Raw genomic sequence first — 15,325 nt, 5'->3', positions numbered from 1 at the left:
CTGATGCGTATCTGGCTGGAGAACGATCCCGCGTCCGGCGCTGTGCAGCAGGTGCACCAGCGGCTGCTGGCCACGCTGCAGTCGGGCGACGCGGACCGCATGGAGCAGGAAATGCGCGCGCATGTGCGCCGCACGGCCGCGGGCATTACCCGCGCCATGCGCGCCGGCCAGCCCGCTAGTTGAGCGCCACGCCCGCGGCCTTCACGACCTTTTCGGTTTTCACCGTGTCGATGCGCACGAACTCCTGGAATTCGGCGGCGGTCATGGGCGTGACTTCCGCGCCTGTGGGGCCCAGCCGTTCGACCAGCTTGGGGTCGGCCAGCGCGCGCGTCAAGCTGGCGCGCAGTTTCTCCAGCACCTCCTTGGGCGTGCCCTTGGGCGCGACCAGGCCGTACCAGGGATACATGTCGTAGCCGGGATAGCCCTGCTCGGCGATGGTCGGCACATTGGCCAGCGTCTGGGAGCGCTTGGCCGACGTCACGCCCAGCGCCAGCAGCTTGCCGCTCTTCACATGCGGAATCGAGCTGACGATGGTGTCGAAGTAGACCGAGACCTGGCCGCCGATGATGGCGGGCAGGGCTTCGGACGCGCCTTTGTAGGGCACATGCAGCATGTCTATGCCCGCGCGCTGCTTGAACAGCTCCGCGGCCAGATGCGATGTCGTGCCGTTGCCGAACGACGCATAGGTCAGCTTGCCCGGATTCGCCTTGGCGTAGGCGACCAGCTCGGGAATGGTGCGCGCCGGAACGGCCGGGTTGATGACCACGACCAGGGGCGTGATGCCGACCAGGCCGATCAGCTCGAAGCCGTCGGGGTCGTAAGGCATCTTGGCGTACAGGAACTTGTTGGTCACCAGCGAGCTGTTCGTGCCCACGAACAAGGTGTAGCCGTCGGCCGGGCTGCGCGCCGTCGCCTCGGCGCCGATCATGCCACCCGCGCCCGGCTTGTTGTCTATGACCATGGACTGCTTCAAGTCCACGGACATGCGTTCGCCGAGCGCGCGCGCGATGGCATCGGTGCCGCCTCCCGGAGGGAAAGGCACGATGAGGCGCACCGATTTGTGGGGGTATGAGGCACCGTCCTGCGCCGCAGCGGCGAAGGGGATGGCAAGAGCGACGCAGCTGAGAGCTGCCCTGAGGAAAATTCGGCGCATGAGTACTTCCTAGGTTTATCCAGTTTTGGCACAACTGCTGTCGCAATTTGCATGCCAGTGAAAATTTTGCATTAAATTTTCACAAAACAGGAATAGGGCTAACGCCAGTCACTGAATTGGTGAAGCCGCGGACTTTTTTGGGGCAGGGCGCGCGCCCGGGTGCACAGGTCGGTGCAGGCGAGCGCGAAAGACGCGCGAAAAAAAGGCCCGCCAAAGCGGGCCCGGGTTGCAGGCACAAGGCCTAGGAGCTCACTGCCGGTAGCTGTCGTCGATGCGGTCCAGCATGCGCAGCAAGGCCGGCCAGTCGCGCTCGTCGCTGCCGTCGGAGACGCTGAACTGGCGCGCCACTTTCGCCGCGACTGCGTCGCTGCATTCACGCAGCGCCGCGCCGCCCGCCTGGGCCGCGATCTGCGCCTGGCAGGCGCGCTCGAGGTAATAGATCAGGTCGAACGCCTCGCGCACCGTGGCGCCGGCCGACAGCAGGCCGTGGTTGCGCAGGATCATGACCTGGTGGTTGCCCAGGTCGCGCACCAGCCGGGGCTGCTCGTCGGCGTCCAGGGCCACGCCTTCATAGTCGTGGTACGCCAGGCCGCCATGAAAGCGCATCGCGTGCTGCGACAGGTTCAGCAGGCCGCGCTCCTGGGCCGCGACGCCCATGCCCGCCGCGGTATGCGTGTGCAGCACGCAGTTCAGATCGGCGCGGGCGTGGTGTATGCAGCTGTGGATCACAAAGCCTGCCGGGTTGCAGCCTATGCCCGTGGGGTCCTGGATGATCTTGCCGTCGTGGTCGACCTTGAGCAGGCTGGACGCCGTGATCTCGTCGAACATCAGGCCGTAGGGATTGATGAGGAATTCGTGCGGGGCATCGGGCACGCGCGCGGACACATGCGTGTAGATCAGGTCGGTCATGCGGTAGTGCGCCATCAGGCGGTAGCACGCCGCCAGATTGACGCGCTGCTCCCATTCCGCCGCGCTGACGGCCGCCTTCACTTCGGGGTAGATGTATGTCGTGCGCATGGTGTCCTGTGGAATTCCATCAACGTGAAAATATATAATGATATTTTCATTATTGACCAATTCCTGCGCGTCGTAAACGCCACAGGACGCAGCAAGACTAGTAGGAAGGGGGCGTTACCACCCAGATCAGTTCGGTCGCGGTGCTGCCCGGATTGCGATAGCGGTGGGGCGTGCTGCTCGCGAAGCTGAAGCTGTCGCCTTCGTCCAGCGTGAAGTGCTGCGCGCCTATCCACAGCTCCAGCGTTCCCTTCAGCACCACGCCGGCCTCGTGGCCCACATGTTCGTAGGTGTCATGGCCGCTGTCCGACCCCGGCTCCATGGTGGAAAAGAGCAGTTCCAGTGGGCCTTCGAGGTTGGGCGAGAGCAGGAAATCGGAGATGCCCGATGCGAACGCCAGGCGCCGGCGCCGTGCCTTGCGCACCACGACGCCGCCGTCGGACGGCTCGACGGTTCCGCCCTGCGGGAAGAACCAGCTGATCTGCACGCCCAGGGCTTCGGCGATCTGGTGCAGGTCGCTGATGGACGGCGTGCTCTTGCCGCGCTCCACCTGGCTCAGAAAGCCTATGGACTTTCCGCAGATTTCGGCCACCTGCTGCAACGACAGGTTCTTGGCCTTGCGCAGCCCCTTGATTTCGCGCCCCACCCATTCCATGGGATCGACCGACTTCGCCGGCTCGGCAGCGGGTGCTGGCTTGACTGCTTTCGGTTTCACGGCCTTCGGCTTGGCTGGGCTCTTCGCCGCAGCCTTGCGCGGGTTCGCGGTTCCTTTGGCGGGCTTGGGGGGGCTGGGGCGGTTTGTTGGCATTTCTTCGTGGGTATCGGGCGGGCCTTGCCGCGGCATGGCAAATGGGCGCGCGCTGCGCCTCTTTTGCCGCAGGCAGAGCCGTATTTTGCGCCAACTCGGGCCGCAAGACGATAGGGTGAAATGTTTTGAAAATTAGTTCAGTTTGGTGAAAAAACGATTGTTGTATTTCACCAAGGGGCTAGAATTTGTCAATCAATCATCGCCCATCCCTTCCATCAGCCCCAGGAATCCCCATGCTCCAAGTTGCCAACCCGAATGCAGCCCTCGAACAACGCCGGCAGGACGCTTGCCCGCGCGGGGTGGGCGTACAGACGCAGGTGTTCACGGCCTCGGCCCTGAATGCCGAAATCTGGGATGTGACCGGCAAGCGCCTGATCGACTTCGGCAGCGGCATCGCCGTGCTCGCCACCGGCCACCGCCATCCGCACATCGTGGCCGCGGTCAAGCAGCAGCTCGACAGCTTTCATCACACCTGTTTCCAGGTCACGCCCTATGAGAGCTACATCGCGCTGTGCGAGAAGCTCAACGCGCTGACGCCCGGCAGCTACCCGAAGAAGACCGCGTTGTTCACCACGGGCGCCGAAGCCGTCGAGAACGCGATGAAGGTGGCCAAGGCCGCGACGGGCCGCAGCGCGGTCATCGCCTTCTCGGGCGCCTTCCACGGCCGCACCTTGATGGGCATGGCGCTGACCGGCAAGGTCCACCCCTACAAAGCCGGCTTCGGCGCCATGCCGGCCGACGTCTGGCATGTGCCTTTCCCCGCTGAAGCCCTGGGCGTGACGGTCGACGACAGCATCGCGGCCATAGAGAAACTGTTCAAGGCCGATGTCGATCCCAAGCGTGTCGCGGCCATCATCCTGGAGCCGGTGCAAGGCGAAGGCGGCTTCTATATCGCGCCCCCGGCGCTGTTTCGCAAGCTGCGCGAAATCTGCGACGCGCATGGCATCTTGCTGGTCGTGGACGAAGTGCAGACCGGTTTCGGGCGCACGGGCAAACTGTTCGCGCTGGAGCACATGGGTGTGGAGGCAGACCTGATCACCATGGCCAAGAGCCTTGCGGGCGGCTTTCCGCTGTCGGCGCTCACGGGCCGCGCGGAACTGATGGACGCCGCGGCGCCGGGCGGGCTGGGCGGCACCTACGCGGGCAATCCGCTGGCCGTGGCCGCGGCGCTCGCAGTCATCGAAGTGATGCAAGCGGAGCAGCTGCCGGCGCGCGCACAGCAGCTGGGCGAAAAGCTGACGCAGGTGCTGCGCTCCCTGCAGGCCACGGTGCCTGAGCTTGCCGAAGTGCGCGGCCTGGGCGCCATGGTCGCGGCCGAATTCAAGGACCCGGCCACGGGCGCGCCGCTGGCCGCCCGGGTCAAGCGCATCCAGGACCTCGCATTGGAAAGAGGACTGCTGCTGCTGACCTGCGGGGTCAATGCCAATGTCATTCGCTTTCTGTTCCCGCTGACCATAGAAGACAGCGTGTTCGAGGAAGGCCTGGCGCTGCTGGCCCAAGTCGTCGCGGAGGCTTGAGAGATGCCCACGTTGGCGGTTGCCGGTGCCTATCTGCACCACAAGACTGCGGTCGAAGAACTGCTGCGCAAGCGGCTGCCAGACTGGACCATCGTACGGCCCGGCGATGCCGCGGCCAGCGACGCCTGCGTCGCGGTCTGCTGGGACCAGCCGCGCGACACCTGGCAGCAGCTGCCGGGTCTGCGCATGGTGCATTCGATAGGCGCGGGCGTCGACAGCCTGGTGCGCGACCCCGGCTTGCCCGATGTTCCCATCTGCCGCGTCATCGACCAGGCGCAGGCGCAGCGCCTGACCGAATACGCGCTGTGGGGCACGCTGACTTTTCACCGCGGCTTCGACATCGCCGCGCGCAACCAGCGCGAACTGCTGTGGCAGCGGCCGGCCAATCGCGCGGCGGCCGATGTCGTTGTGGGCGTCATGGGCCTGGGTGAAATCGGCGCGCACATGGCGCGCGCGCTCGCGGCCCAGCACTACCGGGTCAGAGGCTGGTCGCGCAGCCCGCGGACCATGGACGGCATAGAGACGTTTTCTGGCGCCGACGGGCTGGGGCCTTTTCTGCAGGCGACGGAAGTGCTGATCTGCGTGCTGCCGCTGACCGACGAGACCGAAGGCATTCTTTCGCGGGATCTGCTGTCGCGGCTCGCGCCCGGCGCCAAGCTGATCCATGTGGGGCGCGGCCCGCATTTCGTCGAGGCCGATGTGCTGGCGGCATTGGAGTCGGGCCAGCTCGGCGGGCTGCTGGTCGATGTGTTTCCGGTCGAGCCCCTGCCCGTGGACAACGCGCTGTGGCGCCACCCCAAGGTCATGGTGACGCCGCACATGGCCGCGGTGATGCCCATGCCCGACGTGGTCGGCCAGATCGCCGAAAACTGCGAACGGCTGCTCGCGGGGCAGCCGCTGCTGCGCATGGTGCAGCGCGCTTCGGGCTACTGAAGGCCGGCCCCGGCGCGGGGGCGCGCATGCCAAAGGCTTTTGGTGCGGAATCCAAAACCCCGGATGATGCCTGGCGTTGCGGTCTCCCGCGGGCGCCGGGCGGCCGGCGGCGTGGGAGGGCGGCGTTCGCGCGGGAACTGATACGGTGATTTAGATCAATAAACCATCTGATACGGTCCAAATCGTCCCATCTGCTGCTGTTGCCCAAAGTGCTTGCGGCGCATAGTAGCGGACAAGGTACGGCGCTGCGCGAAGCGTCGCCGCCACCGTTGTCTTTGAGGCCTTATGTCAGATCACCCCACGTCACAGCGCGGCAAAGTACCGCGCAAGGTCATTCCCATCGCACCCGTGCCCATTGAAGAGCACGAGCAGCCGTTGTTCGAGGCGCGCAAGAAAATCCAGCCACGCTCGATCAGCGGGGTCTTTGCGCGCTGGCGCTGGGCCATGGTCTGGATCACGCAGCTGTTCTTCTACGGCATTCCCTGGCTGCAGATCAATGATCGCCAGGCCCTGCTGTTCGATCTCGAACAGCGGCGCTTCTATATCTTCGGCTGGCTGCTGTACCCGCAGGATTTCATTTATCTCACCACGCTGCTGATCATTTCGGCGCTGGCGCTGTTCCTGTTCACCGCGGTTGCCGGACGGCTGTGGTGCGGCTTCAGCTGCCCGCAATCGGTCTACACCGAAATCTTCATGTGGATAGAGCGCAAGACCGAAGGCGACCGCAGCGCGCGCCTGCGCCTGGACAACAGCGGCTGGACGCGCGAGAAGTTGCTCAAGCGCACTTCCAAGCATCTGCTGTGGCTGCTGATCGCGCTGTGGACCGGCTTCACGTTCGTCGGCTATTTCGTGCCCATCCGCACGCTGGCCGTCGAAGTCATGGCGCTGCAGGGCGCATGGCAGATTTTCTGGGTGCTGTTCTATGCGCTGGCCACCTATGGCAACGCGGGCTTTCTGCGCGAGCAGGTCTGCACCCATATGTGCCCCTATGCGCGCTTCCAGAGCGCGATGTTCGACAAGGACACGCTGCTGGTCACCTATGACGCCGCGCGCGGCGAAAGCCGCGGCCCGCGCGCCAAGGACATCGATTACAAGGCCCAGGGCCTGGGCGACTGCATCGACTGCAAGCTGTGCGTGCAGGTCTGCCCCGTGGGCATCGATATCCGCGACGGCCTGCAATACCAGTGCATCAATTGCGGCCTGTGCATAGACGCCTGCAACTCGGTGATGGACAAGATGCATTACCCGCGCGGGCTGATACGGCTGTCGACCGAGAACGCGCTGGCGCGTGGCTGGCGCGGCATGCAGGTCGTGCGCCGCATGCTGCGTCCGCGCGTGCTGATCTACGGCGCGGTGCTGCTGGGTCTCACGGTGGCGATGGTGGTGAGCCTTTATGTGCGCGTTCCGCTCAAGGTCGATGTGGTGCGCGATCGCGGCACGCTGTCGCGCATCGTCGCCGGCGGCCAGATCGAGAACATCTACCGCGTGCAACTGGGCAATGCGACCGAACAGCCGCAGCGCCTGCAGCTCTCGGCCTCGGGCCTTGACGGCCTGCGCGTGGCCTCGGACACCGAAGTCACGGTAGACGCCGCGGCCGACCGCTGGATCGTCGTGCGCCTGCAGGCACCGTACGGCGTGGCCTCCGCGGGCTCGCACCCGGTGCAGCTGGAAGTGCATTCGCCGGTCGATGCTTCCATTGCGGTGCAGGCGAAGACGACGTTTTTGGTGCCGCGGTGATGGTGTTCGCACTGCGCCTTCAGTCATAGTGCAGACGTTCGCCCTTCGATGGGTGGGCATGGGCAGACTCAGGGCGAACGGGGGCAGTTGAGCGCGTTGTCACCTCGGTGACGCCTCAGCGCCCATGGCTAGCATGTCGGCGCGGTGTTTGGTTATGGTGTGCGCACCCCCGTTCAGTCCGCATAACACCATGACAAATCCTCACGACAGCGCGCCCGAAGACGCCAAGCCCGCCGCCGCTCCCGGCTTTCGCTCCGCCATCATCCGCCAGGGCACGGTGCGCGCCACGACGCGCAGCTTCCTGCATGCGCTGGGCCAGGACGATGAAGATATAGAACGCCCGCATATCGGTGTGTTCCATACCGGCGGCGAAATGAGCCCCTGCAATCTGAACCTGCGCGACCAGGCCCAGCATGCGAAGACCGGCATCTACGCGGGCGGCGGCACGCCGCACGAATGCCCGGTGGTCTCGGTGAGCGACGGCCTCACGATGGCGCATTCGGGCATGCGCTTTTCGCTGATCTCGCGCGAGCTGATTGCCGACAGCGTCGAAGCTTCGGTGCGCGGCCACCAGTGGGACGGCATCTTCGCGATCGGCGCCTGCGACAAGAATCTGCCGGGACTGATGATGGGCATGCTGCGCTGCAATGTGCCCAGCGTGTTCGTGCACGGCGGCTCGGCGCTGCCGGGCCAGACGCCAGGAGCCGAGGGCCGCGACCTGAACGTTGTCGACACCTATGAAACCATAGGCCAGGTACTGGCCGGCACGGCCACGCAGCAGGACCTCGCGCAGATCAGCCGCAGCTGCCTGCCCACGGCCGGCGCCTGCGCGGGGCAGTTCACGGCCAACACCATGGGCATGGTCAGCGAAGCGCTGGGCCTGGCGCCCATAGGCTCGAGCATGGTGCCCGCGGTGTTCAGCGAGCGCGCGCCGCTGATGCGCCGCGCGGCGAAGACGCTGATGCGCGCCGTGTGGGCCAGCGCCGAAGGCCGGGGCCCGCTGCCGCGCGACATCGTCACGCGCCAGGCGCTCGAAAATGCCTGCGCCGTGGTCAGCGCCACGGGCGGCTCGACCAATGCGGCGCTGCATCTGCCGGCAATCGCACACGAGGCCGGCATACGCTTTCACCTCGACGATGTCGCCGAAGTGTTCGCGCGCACACCGCTGATCGCCGATCTGCGGCCCGGCGGCCGCTATCTGGCGCGCGATGTCTATTACATCGGCGGCGCGGGCGTGATCATGCGCAGCCTGCTCGACCAGGGCTTGTTGCATGGCGATGTACTGACCTTCACCGGGCGCACGCTGGCCGAGGAACTCGCGTCGGCCCAGGCGCCCGACGGCCAGGTGGTGCGCGCCATCGACAACCCGATCTCGCGCGACGGCGGCCTGGCCGTGCTCAAGGGCAATCTGTGCCCCGACGGCGCGCTGCTCAAGACCGCGGGCCTCAAGACGCTGGTGCACAGCGGCCCGGCGCGCGTGTTCGAATCGGAAGAAGCGGCCCAGGCCGCGGTGCAGGCCATGCGCTATGCCGCGGGCGATGTGATCGTGATCCGCAACGAAGGCCCCAAGGGCAGCCCCGGCATGCGCGAAATGCTGGGCATCACGGCCTTGCTCTACGGCCAGGGCATGGGCGACAAGGTGGCGCTGCTGACCGACGGGCGCTTTTCGGGCGCGACGCGCGGCCTGTGCATAGGCTACGCCGGGCCCGAAGCCGCCGACAACGGGCCTATCGCGGTGCTGCGCGATGGCGACATGGTCAGCATAGACGCGCGCCCGCAGGCGCGTTCCATCAGCGTCGCGCTGTCTGAGGCCGAACTTGCGCAGCGGCTGCAGGAAAACGCCCATGCTCGCGTAAATACGGGAGTGCGTTGGGGCGGCTTGCTGGAAAAATACGCGCTGACGGTGCGACCGGCCCACCAGGGCGCGGTGACGCACTCGGGCGCGGTCACCTGGCTGCGTGACGAAGGCTGAACGAGAGGGCGGCCTTGCGCGTCTTCCCTATCAATATCAAGAAAGCAATCAATGACTCTGAATCGACGTGAATGGCTGGGCGCTGCGGGCGCGGGCGGCGCGGGTGCCCTGTTGGCCAGCATCGGAATGCAGGCCCATGCCCAGGCAGCGCTCGAGAGCCTCAACATCATCACGGGCTTTGCCGCGGGCGGCACGTCCGACGCCATCTGCCGCCGTGTCGGAACCCAGCTGGCGCCGGGCTACGCCAAGATCGCGGTGGTCGAGAACCGCACGGGCGCGGGCGGCCAGATCGCGATCAACTACGTCAAGGGCCGGCCGGCCGACGGCGCGACGCTGCTGCAGACACCCACGTCGATGCTGTCCATCTATCCGCACATCTACAAGAAGCTTGCCTATAACCCGGTCACCGATCTCACGCCGGTGACGCTGGGCTGCGTGTTCGACTTCGGTTTTGCGGTCGGCCCCGCAGTGCCGGCGCAGGTGACCAATGTGCGCGAGTTCCTGGCCTGGGCCAAGGCCAACCCGCTGGGCGCGAACTTTGGCTCGCCCGCACCGGGATCGACACCGCATTTCATCGGCGCGCTGCTCGGTCAGCACGGCGGCGTGGAGCTCAAGCACGCGGGCTACCGCGGCACGCAGCCCGCGCTGCTCGACATGATGGGCGGCAATGTCTCTGCCGTGTGCGGCCCCGTGGGCGACATGCTGCAGCATCTTTCCAGCGGCAAGATCCGCATCCTGGGCGTGAGCGGCCAGCGCCGCAGCCGTTTCGCGCCGCAGGTGCCGACGCTGGTCGAGCAAGGTTATGCCGACATGGCGCACAGCGAATGGTTTGCGTTTTTCCTGCCGGCCAAGGCCGCGCCCGAATTGGTGCAGCGCCTCAACGGCCATATGCGCACTGCGCTGGCCTCGAAGGACGTGGTCGACAGCCTCGCGGTCTTCGGCCTCGAAGCCATGTCTTCCACGCCCACCGAACTCGCGGCGCTGGTGAAGTCGGAAGTCGCGAAGTGGGGCCCCATCGTGCAACGCGTGGGCTTTACCGCCGAAGGTTGAGAGGGGGCTGCGCCGCGGCGCAAAAAACACAACGGGAGCCTTGGCTCCCGTTTTTGATGGTGTCGTGACAATCCCACATGCATACCATGTTGTTTTGTCGCACTGGCTGCGTAAAAACGCGTATAGGGTTTATACTAGAGGCTACGGGTTACTACTTAGGTGTCCCGCTCTGGTGGTGTTGGAGATGCTAGCCACCAGTTGTTTGAGTGCATCTCATAGAAAGCACACCATGCGTCAAGCCATCAACACCCTGATCACTTTCATCGCTGACTACCGCGAAGCCCACATCGGCCTGGCCAACCAGTAATTGCAGAGCTGACCTGCGCAGCCGCCGACGTCCAGTCGGCATATGTGCACGGGCACTGCCGTCAAGGCAGCGGGTCCGGGACAAAATACTCCATGACGTTGGTCCTGGAGTATTTTTTTGCCAATTTGTTAGGCGCCATATAATATGGTGACATGCAAGAATTCGAACAAAAATACCAGGCGCTGCTGGGTGAAGCCCAGCGCCGCCAATGGCCTGGCCAGGACCGTATCCGCCTGTGTTTTCAAACGCTTTCGCTGGCCGCGGCCATCGATCGCGATTGCGCGCGCGTGCTGTCAGGCTACGGGCTGTCCGAAGGGCGCTTTGTGTTGCTTTTTCTACTCGAAGCGGCCAGCGCCGGACTGGCACCGCGCGAACTGGCCGAGCAAGCCGGCGTGACGCGCGCCACCGTCACCGGCCTGCTGGACGGTCTGGAGCGTGACACGCTGGTCGAGCGCCAGGCCGACGCCGCGGACCGGCGCGCGCTGCGCGTGCAACTCACGCCCCGGGGGCGGCAACTCGCACAGTCCGTGGTGGCCGAGCATGGCCGCTGGATTGCAGGCGTGTTCGGCGGGCTTTCGGTGGATGAGCGCAGCCAGCTTGCGGGTCTGCTGGAAAAGGTCGGCGCCGGCCTTGCCGCACGCAGCGAAGCGGGCCCGCCATGACGACCGCACGCAAGGGCGCGCGCCGCGGCGCCGATATTCCCGCCGATCTGCTGCAGGCGTTGTCGCTGGGCCAGGCGCGGAGCGCCACGCTGGTCGAAGGCCTGGCCGTGGACCAGGCACAGCTGCTGCGCGCGGTTTTTCCCGCGCTGCCCGCGCCCGTGCTGGCGGCCGCGGCCGAGGTCTGCGAACGCGGCATTCTGCAGCGCATGAACGGTATCGGCAGCCTGCTGTTCGACGCGCTGGGCAGCGCGGGCATCGCCGCCTGCAGCGCGCATGCGTCAGACACCGTGCGCGGCTGGGCCTGTTTCATGGTCGGCACCCAGCCGGGGCTGGATCTCGCCGCGCGGCTGCAAGCGATTCGCCCGCTGGCCGACGACGCACATTTCGGCGTGCGCGAATGGGCCTGGATGGCAGTGCGTCCCCACCTGGCGGCCGAGCTGGATGCGGCCATTGCGCAGCTCACGGTGTGGACCCACGAGCCTTCCGAACGCCTGCGCCGCTTTGCCTGCGAAGCGCTGCGCCCGCGCGGCGTGTGGTGCGCGCACATCGCAGCGCTCAAGCAGCAGCCCGAACGCGGCTTGCCGCTGCTGTCGCCGCTGCATGCCGATGCGTCGGTCTATGTGCAGGACTCGGTCGCCAACTGGCTCAACGACGCGGCCAAGAACCAGCCCGACTGGGTGCGTGCGTTGTGCGCGCAGTGGCTGCAGGCCGAGGCCGGCGCCGCGACGCGGCGTATCTGCCAGCGCGCCATGCGCAGCCTCTAGGCGCCGCGGGCCAGTTGGCCCAGCACGGCCAGCGCGTCTTCGATGCGCGCATCCCAGCCATGGCCGTAGTTCAGCCGCAGGCAGTGGCGAAAGCCGTGCGACGCCGAAAAGATCGGGCCTGGCGCGACGCTGATGCCGCGCGCGATCGCCTGGGCGTGCAGGGTCAGCGCGTCGCAGCCGGGCGGCAACTCGACCCACAGAAAATAGCCGCCTTCGGGCCGCGTGGCGCGCGTTCCTGGTGGAAAGTAATGGCCAACGGCTTCGGCGAACGGCGCCTGCGCGGCCGCAAGAAACTGGCGCAATCGGCGCAGATGCTTGTCGAAGCCGCCGCCCTCCAGGTATTCGGCCAGCGCCGCCTGGGCCGGCGCATTCGCGCCCAGCGTGGTCGTGAGCTTTTGCCGCGCGACAGCCTGGGAGAAGCGCCCGGCCACGGTCCAGCCTATGCGCCAGCCCGGCGCCAGGCATTTGGAGAACGAGGTGCAGTGCATCACCAGACCTTCGCTGTCGAAGGCCTTGGCGGGCAGCGGGCGCTGCGCGCCGAGATACAGCTCGGCGTAGACATCGTCTTCGATCAGCGGCAGCTGGTGGCGTGTGATCAGGGCGACGAGATCGCGCTTCTTGGCCTCGGGCATCAGGCTGCCCAGCGGGTTCTGGAAGTTGCTCATCAGCCAGCAGGCCTTGGGCCGGTGGCGCACGATGGCCGCTTCGAGCGCGGCCAGGTCCATGCCTTCGCGCGGGTGGGTGGGTACTTCGATGGCCTGCAGTCCCAGGCGTTCGAGCGCCTGCAGCGCCGCATAGAACGCGGGCGACTCGACCAGCACCGCGTCGCCGGGCCGCGTCACGGCCGCCAGGCACAGGTTCAGCGCTTCGAGCGCGCCGTTGGTGATGACGATGTCTTCGGTGGGCACGGCCATGCCCTGGGCCAGATAGCGCAGCGCGATCTGGCGGCGCAGCGCGGCATTGCCCGGCGTGAGGTCATCGACCGTGCTCCACGGGTCCAGCGTCTTCGTGGCGCGCGCCATGGCCTGGCCCAGGCGCTGCAGCGGAAACAGCAGCGGGCTGGGAAAGGCCGAGCCCAGCGGCACGACGCTGCGCGCATCGCTGGCCGCAAGAATGTCGAACACGCGCGCGCTGACATCGACCGACACCGACGCATCGGGCGGCTGCGAAGCCTGCTCGGGCTCGGGCGGCATGCGCCGCACGCCCGAAGCGACGAAGTAGCCCGAGCGCTCGCGCGCGCTCACCACGCCGCGCGCCTCGAGCAGGTAGTAGGCCTGGAACACGGTGGAGGCGCTGATGCCGCGGCTGTGGCACAGGCTGCGCACCGAAGGCAGCCGGTCGCCGGGCTGCAGCACGCCGCTGCGTATCGAGGTTTCGATATCGCCGGCCAGGGCTTCGTAGCGTTTCAGGCGCAGTTCTGCGCCGGGCCCGGAACTAGGCCGCAACCGGCACCCGCGGCGCGAACAGCGCGCCCGCGCCATGCGGCTGGCAGCGCAGATATTGCGCCGATGCCGTTACCTGGGCGCCCAGCACCTGGGCCGCATGCCAGGGCCAACGGGGGTTGTACAGCGCGGCGCGCGCGATCGCGATCGCGTCGGCATCGCCCGCATCGAGCGCGGCCTGGGCCTGCAGCGGATCGGTGATCAGGCCCACGCCGATCACGGGCGTGGTGAGCTGGGCGCGCAGCGCGCGCGCCAGCGGCAGCTGGTAGCCCGGGCCCACGGGAATCTTCTGCGCCGGGCTCAGCCCGCCGCTGGACACATGCAGGAAGGCCGAGCCCAGCGCCTGCAGTTCTTTGGCCAGCACCGCGCTCTGTTCGACATCCCAGCCGCCTTCTATCCAGTCCATGGCCGAAATGCGCACGCCCACGGGAATGCTGTCGGGCAGCGCCGCGCGCACCGCGGCGAACACTTCGAGCAGCAGGCGCAGGCGGTTCTCCAGGCTGCCGCCATAGTTGTCGCTGCGCTGATTGCTCAGCGGCGACAGGAACTGGTGCAGCAGATAGCCATGGGCCGCGTGCAGTTCGATCAGGTCATAGCCCAGGCGCTGCGCGCGCAGCGCGGCGTCCACCAAGGCTTTCTTGATGCGCACCAGATCGGCCAGCGTCGCGGCTGCGGGCGTGGGCACTTCGGGCGCAGCCGACAGCGCGCTCGGGCCCACCGTGGGCCAGCGCTGGTCCTGGGGCAGCGGGCCGCCGCCGGCCCAGGGCTGCAGGCTCGAGGCCTTGCGGCCTGCATGGTTGAGCTGCACGCCCAGCTTGATGTCGCTGAAGCGGCGCACATGTTCGATCACGGGGCGCATCGCGGCTTCGTTCGCATCGCTCCACAGTCCCAGGTCCCAGGGGCTGATGCGGCCCATGGCTTCGACGGCCGTCGATTCGACGATCAGCAGGCCCGCGCCCGACTGGGCCAACTGGCCGTAGTGCATCAGATGCCAGTCGGTCGCACCGCCTTCGTGGGCGCTGTAGGTGCACATCGGCGCGATCACGATGCGGTTGGACAGTTCGACGTTGCCCAGGGGCAGGGGAGAGAACAAGGCGGTCATGGCATCCCGTGAAAAAGAAAAGGAAAAAAGATCAGGCCTTTTCTTGCAGCAATTCCTGCAAGGCCTTGATCTGCTGGCGCAGCATGCCATTTTCCTGCTCCAGCGTCTCGACGCGCTGCTGCAAGGCGGCGACATCCACGCGCTCTTCGGCCGGGGCGTCGTCGCCCGCGCTTTCGTCGCGCGGCTTCTTCTTGGATTCACGCACGCGCTTGGCGGCCTGCTTGAGTTCGTCTTTACCCGCGGCAGCGGCTGCCACCTGTTCTTCGGCGGGCAGCTGGGCCACGGCGGCGGCGGCGTTGATCGAAATGTCGCCGGCCTTGACGGCAGCGACGACTTCGGGCGTGGCTTTCTGCTGGATGGTCTCGATCTGCTTGACCTGGGTGCTGCTCAGGCGCGCGACGCGGGCCAGCGCCTCGCGCGTGGCCATCGCCTGGTCGTCGGCCGTGGGCTCGGCCGGCGCGGCGTCGCTGGGCGCGGGCGCGTGTTCCGCGGCCTTGGCGCGGCGCGCGGCGACGATTTCGCGCTTGCGCAGCGCGAGCACGCCGCGCTGGAAGTCGGACACGCTGCGCCGGCCCAGGTGCTGGTCGATCATCCAGAGGTGGACATCGTCCATGTTCTGGAAATGCGTGGCCTGCACGGTCTCGAACGGCAGGCCGTGCTTGACGCAGATGCCGTGGCGGTTGTGGCCGTCGACCAGCAGATCGCCCCACAGCACCAGCGCGTCGCGGCAGCCTTCGGCAAGAATGCTGCGCTCCAGCGCTTCGTGTTCATCGGCGCTCAGCGGATCGATGTAGGCCTTGAGTTCTTCGTTGACAACAATATTCATGGGGCGTACGCAGAAAAAAGAAAGGGGCTGCAAAAGCA

The 15,325-nt window shown here is 66.7% G+C and carries 13 protein-coding genes and 1 pseudogene; 8 read left to right on the top strand and 6 right to left on the bottom strand.

Annotation, left to right across the window (positions count from 1 at the left end; translation table 11 throughout):
* Positions 1-183 (top strand): annotated as a pseudogene (locus KHY18_RS16835) (GntR family transcriptional regulator); the annotation flags it as partial.
* Here the strand turns inward: KHY18_RS16835 and KHY18_RS16830 are convergent.
* From KHY18_RS16830 to KHY18_RS16820, 3 genes are all read right to left on the bottom strand, one after another.
* Positions 176-1,054 (bottom strand): Bug family tripartite tricarboxylate transporter substrate binding protein, encoded by an 879-nt coding sequence (locus KHY18_RS16830; RefSeq protein ID WP_349630309.1) that lies wholly within the window; start codon positions 1,052-1,054, stop codon positions 176-178. The pseudogene KHY18_RS16835 and the gene KHY18_RS16830 overlap by 8 nt on opposite strands.
* 348 nt (positions 1,055-1,402) lie before the next feature.
* Positions 1,403-2,170 (bottom strand): class II aldolase/adducin family protein, encoded by a 768-nt coding sequence (locus KHY18_RS16825; protein ID WP_213302314.1) that lies wholly within the window; start codon positions 2,168-2,170, stop codon positions 1,403-1,405.
* Positions 2,171-2,267: 97 nt separating this feature from the next.
* On the bottom strand, positions 2,268-2,882 hold the full coding sequence (locus KHY18_RS16820; RefSeq protein WP_213302312.1) for a helix-turn-helix domain-containing protein: 615 nt from the start codon (positions 2,880-2,882) through the stop codon (positions 2,268-2,270).
* Between the two features lie 326 nt (positions 2,883-3,208).
* Between KHY18_RS16820 and gabT the strand changes: the two genes are divergently transcribed.
* The 7 genes from gabT (at position 3,209) to KHY18_RS16785 (ending at position 11,917) form a co-directional block, all read left to right on the top strand.
* The gene (gabT, locus tag KHY18_RS16815; protein ID WP_213302310.1) at positions 3,209-4,492 is read left to right on the top strand and encodes a 4-aminobutyrate--2-oxoglutarate transaminase; all 1,284 of its coding nucleotides are present in this window, start codon (positions 3,209-3,211) and stop codon (positions 4,490-4,492) included.
* A gap of 3 nt (positions 4,493-4,495) precedes the next feature.
* On the top strand, positions 4,496-5,425 hold the full coding sequence (locus KHY18_RS16810) for a 2-hydroxyacid dehydrogenase (protein ID WP_213302308.1): 930 nt from the start codon (positions 4,496-4,498) through the stop codon (positions 5,423-5,425).
* A 285-nt stretch (positions 5,426-5,710) separates the two neighbouring features.
* Positions 5,711-7,162 (top strand): cytochrome c oxidase accessory protein CcoG, encoded by a 1,452-nt coding sequence (gene ccoG / locus KHY18_RS16805; RefSeq protein ID WP_213302306.1) that lies wholly within the window; start codon positions 5,711-5,713, stop codon positions 7,160-7,162.
* Between the two features lie 190 nt (positions 7,163-7,352).
* Positions 7,353-9,134: a dihydroxy-acid dehydratase gene (gene ilvD / locus KHY18_RS16800; protein ID WP_213302303.1), complete on the top strand. Its 1,782-nt coding sequence runs from the start codon at positions 7,353-7,355 to the stop codon at positions 9,132-9,134.
* A 51-nt stretch (positions 9,135-9,185) separates the two neighbouring features.
* Complete coding sequence (locus KHY18_RS16795) at positions 9,186-10,184, top strand: Bug family tripartite tricarboxylate transporter substrate binding protein (protein ID WP_213302281.1); 999 nt, start codon at positions 9,186-9,188, stop codon at positions 10,182-10,184.
* Positions 10,185-10,643: 459 nt separating this feature from the next.
* On the top strand, positions 10,644-11,153 hold the full coding sequence (locus KHY18_RS16790; RefSeq protein ID WP_213302277.1) for a MarR family winged helix-turn-helix transcriptional regulator: 510 nt from the start codon (positions 10,644-10,646) through the stop codon (positions 11,151-11,153).
* Positions 11,150-11,917 (top strand): DNA alkylation repair protein, encoded by a 768-nt coding sequence (locus KHY18_RS16785; RefSeq protein WP_213302274.1) that lies wholly within the window; start codon positions 11,150-11,152, stop codon positions 11,915-11,917. The genes KHY18_RS16790 and KHY18_RS16785 overlap by 4 nt, the downstream gene beginning before the upstream one ends.
* Here KHY18_RS16785 and KHY18_RS16780 read toward each other — a convergent pair.
* From KHY18_RS16780 to KHY18_RS16770, 3 genes are read right to left on the bottom strand one after another with little or no spacing between them, the layout of a single operon-like run.
* Positions 11,914-13,326 carry an aminotransferase-like domain-containing protein gene (locus KHY18_RS16780; RefSeq protein ID WP_213302330.1) on the bottom strand — a complete coding sequence of 471 codons (1,413 nt, stop codon included), beginning with the start codon at positions 13,324-13,326 and terminating at the stop codon, positions 11,914-11,916. The two genes, KHY18_RS16785 and KHY18_RS16780, sit on opposite strands and share 4 nt — an antisense overlap.
* A gap of 25 nt (positions 13,327-13,351) precedes the next feature.
* Positions 13,352-14,461 (bottom strand): NADH:flavin oxidoreductase/NADH oxidase, encoded by a 1,110-nt coding sequence (locus KHY18_RS16775; protein ID WP_213302270.1) that lies wholly within the window; start codon positions 14,459-14,461, stop codon positions 13,352-13,354.
* Positions 14,462-14,492: 31 nt separating this feature from the next.
* Positions 14,493-15,287, bottom strand: coding sequence for a plasmid replication/partition related protein (locus KHY18_RS16770; protein ID WP_213302267.1), 795 nt, complete (start codon positions 15,285-15,287; stop codon positions 14,493-14,495).
* Positions 15,288-15,325: the final 38 nt, after the last annotated feature.

Source organism: Acidovorax sp. CCYZU-2555 (assembly GCF_018413525.1).
Lineage (GTDB): Bacteria > Pseudomonadota > Gammaproteobacteria > Burkholderiales > Burkholderiaceae_C > Comamonas.
Note: the sequence above shows the minus strand (reverse complement) of the source record. Positions and strands in the feature narration are given on the sequence as shown.